We start from the raw sequence: 12,414 nt of genomic DNA, 5'->3' as shown, positions 1-12,414 counted from the left end.
GCTCATTAATATCTTCCACTTTCTGTCTTTCAAGGAATGCAGACATACCATCCACAACCTCCTGAGTGGTGTATGGATTAATGAAATTTGCAGTTCCTACAGATACTGCGGTGGCACCCGCCATAATGAATTCAAGGGCATCTTCAGCACTTGCAATTCCACCCATTCCGATGATTGGGATTTTCACTGCATTTGCCACCTGATAAACCATACGCACTGCCACAGGTTTCACAGCCGGACCGGACATACCACCTGTTTTATTTGCCAGGGCAAATGTTCTGCGGTTAATATCAATCTTCATTCCGGTAATGGTGTTAATAAGGGAAACCACATCTGCACCGCCTGCTTCTGCTGCCCTTGCCATCTCTGTAATATCTGTTACATTAGGACTCAGCTTCATAATCACCGGCTGTCTGGCATATTTTTTTACTTCTCTTGTAATGGCCTCCAGAGCCTTGGGATTCTGTCCAAAGGCAATGCCGCCTTCCTTTACATTCGGGCAGGATACATTGATCTCCAGCATATCTACAGGCTCATTTCCAAGACGTTCCACAACCTCACAGTAGTCCTCTGTGGTCTTTCCGCATACATTTACAATGATCTTCGTATCGAATTTCTTCAAAAATGGAATATCTCTCTCACAGAAAACATCGATTCCAGGATTCTGAAGACCGATAGCATTCAGCATTCCTCCTGTGGTCTCTGCTACACGGGGTGTAGGATTTCCAGGCCACGGCACATTTGCCACGCCTTTTGTCACGACTGCACCAAGATTATTCAGGTCTACAAATTCACTATATTCCGCACCGGAACCAAATGTTCCAGATGCAGTCATTACTGGATTTTTCAGAGTCACTCCTGCAAGATTTACGCTCATTTTGCTCATAACTCCACCTCCGTACTTCTGAACACCGGACCGTCTTTACATACGCGCTTATTGTGTACATGAGAATGGGCATCCGTTTCTGTGGACTGGCATACACAGCCAAGGCAGGCACCGATACCACATGCCATGCGCTCTTCCATGGAAACCCAGCAGGGGATTCCCTTCTCCAGTGCATAGGCCTTGATGGCGCGAAGCATAGGCTTAGGACCACAGGCAAAAATCACGTCTGCTTCCAGGTCATTCTCCCGGATCGCATCCATTACATTTCCTTTGGTTCCGGCAGAGCCGTCTTCTGTTGCAATGTATACCTCACCATTTTTTTCAAATTCCTCATTTAAAAACAGCTCATCACGATAGCCAAGAACTGCAATCTTCTTAGCATCCAGCTGCTTCATGGTCTCCAGCATAGGCGGAACACCGATTCCTCCGCCCATAAGGAATACCCTCCTGCCAGCAGCCTCTTCCAGTGGAAATCCATTTCCAAGAGGTCCAAGAAGTTCAAGCTGTGCACCTGCATGCAGTCTGGAAAAGCTTTCTGTACCTGTTTTCGGACCTGTTACACGATAGACAAGGCGAAGTGCACCTTTTTCTTTATCAATTTCACAAAGACTGATAGGGCGTGGCAGCAGTTTGCTTCCATCCTGTGTATAAACGGAAACGAACTGTCCCGGCTTCGCATTCCCTGCAATGGTCTTTGTCTGAATCCACATGCTGTAAATGTCTTTTCCAATACATTCCTGGCTGAGGACTGTACAGGTTTCTTTTACCTTTGTACCCATTTTCTTCCTCCTAGCGGTTCTCAAGTGCAGTGCTGATGTCAAGAATCATGTCTTTCACTGCCTGACGGGAAGCATCTGCATAGTTCGCTTCACCAAACTTAGCGTATTTCTCCTGCTTGTAAGCTGCAATAATTCCTCTGGAGGAGTTTACGATAGCGCCAAGACCATCTTTGTTAAAGAAATGTACAAGATCTGCACCCTTACCACCCTGTGCGCCATATCCTGGTACCAGAATAAAGGTTTTTGGCATAAGTTTTCTTAATACTTTGCCCATTTCCGGATAGGTAGCACCTACAACTGCGCCTACATAGCTGTAACCGTCTCCCATAAGCTCATCTCCCCATTTGGCAACTTTCTCACCAACCCACTCATAGAGAGGACGTTTTTCAATTATTCTGTCCTGGAACTCACCGCTGGACGGATTGGAGGTCTTAACCAGAACAAAAATTCCTTTTTTCTCTTCTTTACAAACATCCATGAAAGGCTTCACTCCGTCTGTTCCAAGATATGGGTTTACAGTTGCAAAATCCTCATTAAATGGAACATAAGTCTTGCTTCCTACCTGAACCTTTCCAAGATGTCCGACGGCATAAGCTGCAGATGTGGAACCGATATCACCACGTTTAATATCTCCAATTACTACAAGGTCTTTTTCCTTGCAATAATCTACAGTACGCTTGTAAGCCATAAGTCCCGGAATTCCAAACTGTTCATACATAGCGATCTGCGGCTTCACAGCAGGAATCAGATCATATGTGGCATCCACAATTCCTTTATTGTACTGCCAGATTGCTTCTGCAGCACCTTCCAGAGTCTCTCCGAATTCCTTAAATGCAGCTTCCTGGATCTGCTTCGGAATATAATTCAGCATTGGGTCAAGGCCTACTACAATAGGGGCTCCTGTTTTCTTGATATTGGCAATAAGTTTGTTGATCATGGGTGTTTCCTCCTTAATATGTTTTCCTGGAAATTTCATTTTTTTCTTATTTAGCAGCAGAATCCTTGTACACAATCTTACCATCGCAAATAGTGTATAGAATCTTTCCTTTCACCTCTTTGCCCTCAAATGGTGTATTTTTGCCTTTGGAAACAAAGTCCGCTTTGTGAATGGTATATGGATTCTTAATGTCCGCGATTATCACATCTGCCGGATGTCCTTTCTGTAAGGTTCCACATGGCAGGTTCAGAATCTGAGCCGGATTGTAGCTCATCTTCTCTACAAGCTGGGAAAGAGTGAGGATTCCAGTCTCTACAAGAGCGGTGTAACTAAGTGCAAAGCTGGTCTCGATTCCCACAATTCCGAAAGCTGCGGTTCTCATGGAACCGGTCTTGTCTTTCTGGGTGTGTGGGGCATGATCAGTGCTTATCACCTGAATGTAGCCCTCCTTCAGACCTTCAATCAGCGCATCCACATCTTTTCTGGTACGGAGAGGCGGATTCATTTTATAGTTTGGATCATCTCTTTCAATATCATCAGATGTGAGTATAAAATGATGGGGGCAAACTTCTGCGGTTACATTCTCAACGCCTTCTGCCTTTAACATTTTCATCATAATTGCAACACCTTTTGTAGAACAGTGGCAAAGGTGCAGCTTAGCGCCTGTCTCAATGGCAAGCAAAGAATCTCTTGCCGCAATGGTATCTTCTGTGGAATTGCAGATTCCCGGAAGCCCAAGGCGTTTGGCGTTTTCATCCTCATTCATGCAGCCGTTTCCACGAAGAGACATATCCTCACAGTGGTCAAAGATAGGAAGTCCGGCTTTCACGGCTTCTTCCATCGCCTGCTTGCAAAGGCTTGCTTTCATAACAGATTTACCATCTTCGGAAAGAACAGGTACTCCTGCTGCTGCCATGCCTGCAATATCAGAAAGCTCCTCCCCAAGTTCTCCCTTTGTCATGGCTCCTGCCTGGAGCACATGAATAGCGGAAACCTGCGCAGCTTTATTTTTCACATAGTTTGCGCGGTCAGGGCTGTCAATAACCGGTGTGGTGTTCGGCATCGCCACTACAGTAGTCACACCGCCTCTTGCAGCTGCATGGGAACCGGTTTCAATGTCTTCCTTCTCCGTCTGTCCAGGATCACGAAAATGTACGTGAAGATCCACAAGGCCTGGCATTACTACCAGTCCCTTAGCGTCTATAATCTTGTCATCTTTATTCTTTGCTTCCAGCTTCTCTCCCACTTTTTGGATTACGCCGTCATCCAGATAAACATCCGCAATTTTATCAATCTGAGCAGCCGCATCCACAACACGTCCGCCTCGAATCAGAATACCCATTTGGTTCTCTCCCTTCTGGTATAACGTAAACTTTATCACAACCTATCATACACGAATTTTTTCATTTAATAAAGAGTTTTTTTCCCTTCCGGCATTTTTCCTTATATTTTCCACCCAATTATATTTTTTGTTGCACAATTTTAATTATCCTTGACTTTTTTTAGTTCAGGTTATATAATCAATCCATGTCGAAGATTATTTAATGTAAAATCACTAGTTTTTAGAGATTATATATTTACATGATATAGTCTGTAAAATCTGGTGATTTTTTTCGCCAGAACATCTTTTTAATTTTTTATTTTTTATGGAGGTAACTCAAAATGAACAAGGGCACTGTAAAATGGTTCAACGCTGAAAAAGGTTATGGTTTCATCACAGGAGAAGACGGAGCTGATGTATTCGTACATTTTTCTGCAATCAATGGTGAAGGCTTCAAATCTCTTGAAGAAGGCCAGGCTGTAACATATGACTTAACAGAAGGCGCTCGCGGAATGCAGGCTGCTAACGTTACTAAGTTATAATTGAAGCAACTGAAGCAGAAATTTCCCCTCGGAATCATATCCGGGGGGAATTTTTTATGTAATAAGAAATCTCCTCAGAATTTCCTATTATAAAAAAATCCCTATCTGGCAGGATTACACTGCAGCGGAAGGGTAAATATCGCCCAAGACGCCCCACCGTAGGCGGAGAGTCCTGTAGACAGGATTCTTTTTATTGTTATTATATAAACAAAATGGGGACAGATCCGAAATCCATCCCCATCTTTTTAAGCTACCTCAGGCAGTTTTTTCTTATATTTTCTTATATTTCATACTTATTCCGCCTCTGAATCTGCACTAAGTCCATTCAGATAAGAATCCAGTGCAGAAGTATCCATAACAGTCTCTGTCGTCACAGTCTCCTGACCTTCTGTAACCTTTCCGTAAACAGAATAACCAATCCAGCATACAGCAACCATACACGCAACAAGCGCTGCCAGTTTCTCAATAGTAAGGATCAGTTTCTCCTTTTTCATAATTTTCTCACGGTTTGCTTTTTCTGCTTTATAGGCATCTACTTTCTTCTGACTCATAGCCGCACGTCTCCTTTGGGATAAAATATCAACTTAGATGAGTATATCATATTTCCCAACAAAATGGAAGTATGTTCACTTACAGTTCACAAAAAACGCCTCGCGAAATGTTATCAGTGAATACGCTCTAGAGCATGTTTGAAAAAGGCTTTCTGCAAGATGTGCGTCATAATTTGTGGGAGATTTTGTCCGGATGAGGGCGCCGTAGCGGGCTACGGCAACCGAATTCGGACAAAATATACCGCAAAGTGGGGCGTGCAGATTGCGGGAATGATTTTTCAAACAGGCTCTAGCATCAGACAGCCACAATAATTCCTCCATCATTTGCATACATACTGCTGACACCGGCTGTGTCAAGAACCACAATATCAGCCAGCTTCATCTTCTCCTGGATGGCTTCTTTAAGCATATTTGCTTTCTTCGGGCTGTTGCAGTGGGAAATGGCAAGAATTTTGTTCTCACTGTTTTCTGTCACTTCCACAATTTTATCCACCATTTTCACAAGCGCCTTATTCATGCCTCGTGCCTGATCCAGCTGGCAGATCGTCCCCTCCGGAGTAGATCCCATGATCGGTTTGATCTTAAGGGCTGTTGCCACAAGCGCTTTCACACGGCTGAGGCGGCCATTTTTACGTAAGGTTTCCAGATTCTCCAGCACAAAAAAAGTGTGCTGTTCTTCAATATATTTATTCACAACGCTGACAACATCCTCAAACGGAAGGCCGGCATCTTCGCACTGTGCAATTTTCATTGCAATCAAAGTCTGCCCTATAGAAGCAGAACAGGAATTGAAAACATGAATCTGAACGCCTTTCTTCTCCTCATGAAGAAGACTTGCTCCAAGCACTGCACTGTTATAGGAACCACTGAGTTCAGAGGAAAGAGTAACGCAATATATATGTTCAGCTTCGCAGTCAAATGCCTTTCTGTAGCTCTCTGGCGACGGGCAGGCTGATTTCGGACATTCCGGGCAGGCGGCAACTTTCTGTAAAAAATCTGCCTGGTTAAATGTCTCATCATCTATTATATTCTCACTTCCAACAGTCAGTGTAAGCGGTACGGAAGCAAATCTTTCATCCTGTTTCCACTGCTCCAGAAGTTCTCCACAGCTATCTATCACAATTTTATAACTCAATTATATCGTCCTCTTTTCCGTAATATGTAGTTTTAAATACCACATCTATATTAACACATTACTATGTGTTTGAAAAGAGTTTTTTCTTCCATTTTCCCCCAAATTGCTTTATAATGGTTATTGTTCATCAGCAACTGATTTTCATATATTGATGTCGTCGACAGGCGACATGCCCTTTAGAAAGGAGGTCCCTATGCTCGCTTTAAAAATCACTGACCAGAAGAATTTTACCAATAAGCTTTTTCTTGGAGATACCTTCGATCTCTTCTGGCTAAACCAGGCAGAGATCATTACCAGCAATGTTTTTTCCATTGACGGCAAACTCCAAACTGATTTTTTCGATAATGATGAGCAGGAATTTTTAGCTTCCAGCCACCGTACATTCTCTCTCTGGAAAGAAGTAAAACCATTTTGTTATTCTGTTATCCGTGGAAAAAAAGCGCCTCTTTCTTTCAAAATCGTGCTTCAGTTTTCTCCGAACAAGACCGTTGCATTATTGCAGAGTTCTGCATTTTCACTTTCTCCCGAACTGATAACAGGTCTGTATTTGAATCTCCAATATAAGAATAAGACCTTGTTTTGTATTACCGGAACATCTATGAAAACCTTTCTTCCCGGTAAAGAACTGGACCACCTTTGGGAGCAATATGTGATGGATTTTTTTCATCGCAGCGGATTATCTGTAGAAGAAGTTTAATCCTGTCAGAATAGGTTCTCCATTAATTTTCCAATAGAGTTATTCTGGCATTCCACGTCTGGAACCTTGCTTTCTTTTTCATCTCCCAGATAAAAGGCGATCATATCTACAAATTCACTGTTGGTAGGTCTGTATTCCAGAGGATATCCGGCAATCTCTTCCAGTCTTTCCCGATGATTTTCCCAACATACATTTACAATTGTACGAATATCATGCTCAATATTAGATGGCTTGGATTTAAATTTCTTTGCAAGCCTTGGATAAATATCTTTTGTGATCTTCATTGGTCTTTCCTGAAATTCCATTGTCATGCGTATGGCTTCCGCCACAAAATAATATCCTTTATATTTCGATGTCGCACCAAGTTTGCGTATCGTGCCGTATACCTCTCTCATTTTTGTCCCTCCCACAATAAGTTATACTTCTGATTCTGCATCTGCAGTCAGCCCTTGATTTGCCTCTACATATAATACGAGTTAAATTTGCCTTTTTTAGCATTTTGAGACGAAAATTAAGAAAATTGTAATATTTTTTAGAGATTTCGAGATAAAATTCTATAGAAAAACAGAATAACAGGATAAACTTTTCCAATTTTTCATATAAAAAGGACAGGCGTCCTAAATGCAATACTCATTTATGCGTCTGTCCCTTTTTGTCATAACTTATTTTGTCAGCATAAGCAGAATTTCATTGCTTCTCTGAACAAATCTGGTCATCTCTTCCGGTGAAAGCTGTTTATGGCTCAGCATGGCAAGATCATACAGTTCCTCGCAAATAACCGGGGTCTTATCAGAATCCTTGTTGTCTGCTACAAACTGAACCAACGGATGTTTCGCATTCAGAACCAAAGTTTCCTGACCACCAAACATAGATGGATCCATGCCGTACATATTATACATCTTCATCATATCCTGCATACGACGGCTCTCTTCAGAAAGGGTCATCATAGCAGCAACTTTTTCATTTTTCAGATTCTCAACCTTCACTTCCAGTTTGTCATTCTTCAATGCATCTCTGAATACTTCTGTAAGAGTCTTGGAAGTCTCCTCGTCAGTAGCTTCCTCCCCACGCAGTTCTTCTGTAAGATCTGCATCAATTCTCTTAAACTGGATAGTCTGATTCTTCTGCTCCAGATGGGAAATAAAAGCGCTGTCAATATTGTGTTTCAGAATAACAGCATCCTTCTTTGCCTCACGGAACATGTTAATATACTGACTCTGCTGAACCTCATCTGTTACATAGAAGATAGTAGTCTTCTCAGGCTCTTTCTCGTCTTTCGCGCCGTCCTCTTTCTTCTCTTCTGTGGATTCAACAGTCTCTTCTGTCTTAGTCTCATCTTCTGGTTTCCTGTTCTCTTCGATACAATCTTTCAGAGTCAGATATTTGCCATCAATGTTCTTGAAGAGGATATAATCATTCATCTTATCTGAGAACTTACTGTCCTTAATGCAGCCATATTTGATAAATGGACTGATATCATCCCAGTATTTCTCGTAGGACTCACGGTCTGTTTTACACATTCCGGTAAGCTTGTCCGCTACTTTCTTTGTAATATACTCGGAAATCTTCTTCACGAAGCCATCGTTCTGCAGTGCAGATCTGGATACATTCAGTGGAAGATCCGGACAATCAATTACACCTTTCAGAAGAAGCAGAAATTCTGGAATTACTTCCTTGATGTTATCTGCGATAAATACCTGGTTATTGTACAGTTTGATCGTACCTTCAATGGAATCATATTCTGTATTGATCTTCGGGAAGTACAGAATACCTTTCAGGTTAAACGGATAGTCCATGTTCAAATGAATCCAGAACAAAGGCTCCTTATAATCCATAAAGACTTTACGGTAAAACTCTTTATATTCCTCATCTGTACAACTGTTTGGATGTTTCATCCACAATGGCTCCGGATCACTTAAAGATACCGGACGTTTGTTGATTTTTACTTTATCTTTTGCAGGAGATACTTCTACGACTTCTTTCTCACCTTTGTCATTCTCTTTCTCCTCAGTCTTAGCATCCTCGTGGATACGCTCTACAATTACATCATCATCACGAAGCTCAGCCTCATCAATAGTCTCATACTCCTGCGGTGCATTCTCTTTAGACAGATAGATATTTACCGGCATGAAAGAACAATATTTCTCAATAATCTCTCTCATACGATATTCGTTGGAAAATTCTGTACTCTCATCATTTAAAAACAGAGTAATTTCAGTACCAACTGTAGTCTTATTGCCTTCCTGCATATCATACTCTGTACCACCATCACAGGTCCAATGTACTGGAGCAGCGCCCTCTTTATAAGAAAGAGTATCAATATGAACTTCATCTGCTACCATAAATGCTGAATAAAAGCCAAGTCCAAAATGACCGATGATCTGATCATCCGTGGTCTTATCTTTATATTTGGAAAGAAACTCAGTAGCTCCTGAAAAAGCAATCTGTGTAATATACTCTTCCACTTCATCGGCCGTCATACCAAGACCTGTATCAATAAACTTCAAAGTCTTCTCTTCCGGATTCACAATAACTTGTACTTCAGCTTTGTAATCATCCGGAAGTGTGTATTCACCCATAACATCAAGTTTCTTAAGCTTCGTAATTGCATCACAACCATTGGAGATTAACTCTCTTGCAAAAATGTCGTGATCAGAATATAACCATTTCTTTATAATTGGAAAAATATTTTCACTGTTAATTGATAAACTACCATGCTTCTCAGCCATGCAGCTCACTCTCCTTTGTCTTCTTAATTATACAAACTATAGTAATACCAAACTGACTAAAAGTCAAGGAAAATTTAGCACTCATTTTAATTGAGTGCTAGTAGTTTTTATTAAAAGAAGGGAGACCATTTCTGGTCTCCCTCATTCGTTCTGCTCTCATTCACAATTACTGTTTATCTGAGAATCCACTATTATTTTTTCTTATTGCGGTAAACAAGTATTCCTGCAATTAATACAATCGCAACAATCAGAATAATTACAAATGGGAGGATTGGAGTATTATCCCCGGTCTTTACTGCATTCTTCTGATTTGCATCTGTTTTGTCTGCAGCCGGTGTCAGAGTCTGATTCGGTGCAGCATTTACAGTGAAATTAACCTGCTTGGTATCCTGTGTTCCAGTGTTTACCCAGTTGCTTCCATCAAACTGCTGCTGATTATATGTGACAGTCAAAGTATAATTTCCATTCTTGCCCATGCGGAAAGTTGCAGAATATGGTGCGCCGTCCCAGCTTCTTGCCTCAAGAACCTCCCAGTTCAGCGGCTGATATCTTACATCTCCCTTAATCGGATTTTCAATATCCATACCTGCGCCAACTGCAGTGAAAGTAATCTTGGTCTCTGTAGTATAGTTTCCATCGGAGCTGATTCCTGTGATACTGTTATTCCCTGCATCAGATACAATCGGTCCACGGCTTACAGTGACATTAACAGATACTACAAGGCTCAGGTTATCCGGATTGGTAACACCGTCTGGAAGAGCAGCAGTACCTTTCACAGAGAACTTCTGTGCTTCTGTACTGTTCTGATTATATGCACTGCCCTTTACATCCCATTTTACAGAGGCATTCATATCGCCCTTGTTTGTAGTAATCTTAACAGTAGATGGAAGCTGCAGTCCAGCTGCTGACTTCTCAACCCCGTTTGCCAGACTGATATCAGATACTTTGCCTACAGCTGTAAGCTTGGCAGCAGCTTCTGTTACTGTAAAGCTTACTGGAATATTCAGGTAATCTGTCTGATCTGTCTTAATGGAAACAGTCTGTGTATAGGTTCCTGCTGCCAATCCAACTGCCGGTGCAACAGTAAAGGATACAGACTGGTTTGCATTTGCCTCTAATTCTGAAGCAGACGGAGCACTTACTGTAAATTCGTTTCCGCTTACACTTACAGCAATACCGGTTAATTTCACATTTCCAGTATTGGATACATTGATTGTAACTGCAGCTGGTGCTTCTTTGTAACCAGCTTCTTTACTGTCGAATTTCACTTCGGAAATGTCGGTAGTAAATGAAGGAGCTGGAGTAATCTCCGGAGTCACTTCCGGGGTGACTTCTGGTGTTACTTCCGGAGTTACCTCTGGGGTGACTTCTGGGGTAACTTCTGGAGTTACCTCTGGGGTGACTTCTGGGGTAACTTCTGGAGTTACCTCTGGTGTCACTTCCGGGGTGGTTTCCGGTGTAGCTGGTTTCTCTGCTGGCTGCTGATCTGTATTCGTATCATCCTGCTTCTGCTCAGCTACTGTAAGCTTTGCAATGAAGGAAACCTTTACACCTTCCTCTGTTTCATAAGTGATCGTATCACTGTATTCTCCAACAGCTGTACCTTCTCTTGGCATAACCCATGCATCGACTGATTCTCCAGCCGCAAGAGAACCCAGATCCTTTACCATAAAATGTTCCGGACTGATTTCTTTGAAATTAAGAGTGCTGTTGCCAGTATTCTTAACAGTTACATTCTTAGTCATGGAAGAATTCGCATTTTCCTGTGTGAAACCTGCATTTACGGTTCCAAAATCAAGTACTGCAGTACCATCTTCTGCAGTATTTTCTGCAACAATTTTTGCTGTATACACAGGTTCCTGCTGGGCAGGGGATTCAGCTGATGCTCCCTGATTTGCAGCCTCAGCCTGTCCATTCTCAGGAACTTCCAGATAGCCTTCTGTTCCAATGTTAATCACACTGTCATCTGTAGTGATCTCAGACTGGGAATTGTCAGCAGAATTCTCTGTGTCCTGTCCATCTGCCGGCTGCATAACATCAGCGGAAGAATCAGTTGGTTCATCAGCACCAATGTCAGTTACTTCCTCGGTTTGTGTATCTTCTGCCACATCCTGAGCCGGCTGTGTGTTCTCATCTGTCTGGGAACCTTCCGCAGGTGTATCCTCTGCTGCGATCTCCTGAACAGGGGTTTCCTCTGTCGGTGCAGCCTCCTGCTCTCCCTCTGGAAGCTCTGTTGTCTCTTCCGGAGCTTCTTCCGGTGTAGCCACAATTTCAACTGTATTTACTTTCAGTTCTCCGGTTATGCCCATTTCGGCCTTTCCGGTAATTTTCAGCTCAATCTTATTTCCAAGATCTTCATCAACAAGCTTATAGGTCTTCTCAGTGCCTACTTCAGTAAGCTGATCTCCAACTTTTCTTGACCAGCTGAACGTTACATAATCGTCTGTAAGTCCTTCCGGTGTAACCTTTTCATAATCTGCGCTAAGCTCAGAGCCTACAGCTGCAGTTCCCTTAATCTTAAGCTGACCTCCAAGTTCTCCCTCTGGTGCTGCTGCCGCAAATACCAGAGACGGAAGCAATGAAAGCATCATAAGAAAAGTCATAATCATTGCTATAATTTTCCTAGGTCTCATATGCCATCCTCCTTTACATTCCCCTTTTAGGCTGACCTGTAACATTATTGTAACATATTTTAAACATTTCCACAAGCACTTTTATTTTATTGTAATTCTTACAGTGCATGTGACAGTGCTACTGTTCGCTCCGCGCACTGCAACCACTTCGCGCTGCACAGGAATCATGCATCCGCACGATTCCGCGCCCAGCTTCTCGGGTTT

Annotated in this window: 12 protein-coding genes and 1 pseudogene; 3 read left to right on the top strand and 10 right to left on the bottom strand. The window is 42.3% G+C overall.

Annotated features, from left to right (window positions below):
* The 4 genes from AB5170_RS03135 to AB5170_RS03120 form a co-directional block, all read right to left on the bottom strand.
* On the bottom strand, positions 1-886 hold an 886-nt coding region (locus AB5170_RS03135; protein WP_368365040.1), incomplete at its 3' end, for a dihydroorotate dehydrogenase.
* A complete protein-coding gene (locus AB5170_RS03130) occupies positions 883-1,665 on the bottom strand; it encodes a dihydroorotate dehydrogenase electron transfer subunit (protein WP_173718277.1) in 783 nt (260 codons plus the stop codon). The genes AB5170_RS03130 and AB5170_RS03135, both read right to left, overlap by 4 nt.
* Before the next feature lie 10 nt (positions 1,666-1,675).
* A complete protein-coding gene (gene pyrF / locus AB5170_RS03125; RefSeq protein WP_173770350.1) occupies positions 1,676-2,602 on the bottom strand; it encodes an orotidine-5'-phosphate decarboxylase in 927 nt (308 codons plus the stop codon).
* Between the two features lie 46 nt (positions 2,603-2,648).
* Positions 2,649-3,944 carry a dihydroorotase gene (locus AB5170_RS03120; RefSeq protein WP_173772797.1) on the bottom strand — a complete coding sequence of 432 codons (1,296 nt, stop codon included), beginning with the start codon at positions 3,942-3,944 and terminating at the stop codon, positions 2,649-2,651.
* A 320-nt stretch (positions 3,945-4,264) separates the two neighbouring features.
* Between AB5170_RS03120 and AB5170_RS03115 the strand changes: the two genes are divergently transcribed.
* Positions 4,265-4,465 carry a cold-shock protein gene (locus AB5170_RS03115; protein WP_008705499.1) on the top strand — a complete coding sequence of 67 codons (201 nt, stop codon included), beginning with the start codon at positions 4,265-4,267 and terminating at the stop codon, positions 4,463-4,465.
* A 293-nt stretch (positions 4,466-4,758) separates the two neighbouring features.
* Here the strand turns inward: AB5170_RS03115 and AB5170_RS03110 are convergent, their stop codons facing one another.
* Both AB5170_RS03110 and AB5170_RS03105 read right to left on the bottom strand, forming a co-directional pair.
* Entirely contained in the window at positions 4,759-5,016 is a 258-nt protein-coding gene (locus AB5170_RS03110) for a hypothetical protein (protein WP_118579046.1), read from the bottom strand.
* 75 nt (positions 5,017-5,091) lie between these two features.
* Positions 5,092-5,238: pseudogene (locus tag AB5170_RS03105) on the bottom strand (DUF6783 domain-containing protein); the annotation flags it as partial.
* On the opposite strand from AB5170_RS03105, the gene AB5170_RS03100 reads away from it, so the two are divergent.
* Positions 5,176-5,328 carry a DUF6783 domain-containing protein gene (locus AB5170_RS03100; RefSeq protein WP_325064521.1) on the top strand — a complete coding sequence of 51 codons (153 nt, stop codon included), beginning with the start codon at positions 5,176-5,178 and terminating at the stop codon, positions 5,326-5,328. The pseudogene AB5170_RS03105 and the gene AB5170_RS03100 sit on opposite strands and share 63 nt — an antisense overlap.
* On the opposite strand, the gene AB5170_RS03095 is transcribed toward AB5170_RS03100, so the two are convergent.
* Positions 5,312-6,151 carry a DegV family protein gene (locus tag AB5170_RS03095; protein ID WP_173718274.1) on the bottom strand — a complete coding sequence of 280 codons (840 nt, stop codon included), beginning with the start codon at positions 6,149-6,151 and terminating at the stop codon, positions 5,312-5,314. The two genes, AB5170_RS03100 and AB5170_RS03095, sit on opposite strands and share 17 nt — an antisense overlap.
* Before the next feature lie 193 nt (positions 6,152-6,344).
* Here AB5170_RS03095 and AB5170_RS03090 point away from each other — a divergent pair, with 193 nt between their 5' ends.
* A complete protein-coding gene (locus tag AB5170_RS03090) occupies positions 6,345-6,848 on the top strand; it encodes a DUF5721 family protein (protein WP_173772383.1) in 504 nt (167 codons plus the stop codon).
* A 5-nt stretch (positions 6,849-6,853) separates the two neighbouring features.
* On the opposite strand, the gene AB5170_RS03085 is transcribed toward AB5170_RS03090, so the two are convergent.
* From AB5170_RS03085 to AB5170_RS03075, 3 genes are all read right to left on the bottom strand, one after another.
* A complete protein-coding gene (locus tag AB5170_RS03085; protein WP_173772382.1) occupies positions 6,854-7,243 on the bottom strand; it encodes a sporulation initiation factor Spo0A C-terminal domain-containing protein in 390 nt (129 codons plus the stop codon).
* 267 nt (positions 7,244-7,510) lie between these two features.
* Positions 7,511-9,577 (bottom strand): molecular chaperone HtpG, encoded by a 2,067-nt coding sequence (htpG, locus tag AB5170_RS03080; protein ID WP_173772381.1) that lies wholly within the window; start codon positions 9,575-9,577, stop codon positions 7,511-7,513.
* A gap of 191 nt (positions 9,578-9,768) precedes the next feature.
* Positions 9,769-12,210, bottom strand: a complete 2,442-nt coding sequence (locus AB5170_RS03075; RefSeq protein ID WP_233456031.1) for a hypothetical protein — start codon at positions 12,208-12,210, stop codon at positions 9,769-9,771.
* Positions 12,211-12,414 lie beyond the last annotated feature (204 nt).

Origin of the sequence: Ruminococcus sp. RTP21484sp1_RTP21281st1_A8_RTP21281_210402 (assembly GCF_040914025.1) — a bacterium.
Classification (GTDB): Bacteria; Bacillota; Clostridia; order Lachnospirales; family Lachnospiraceae; genus Blautia_A; species Blautia_A faecis.
Note: the sequence above shows the minus strand (reverse complement) of the source record. Positions and strands in the feature narration are given on the sequence as shown.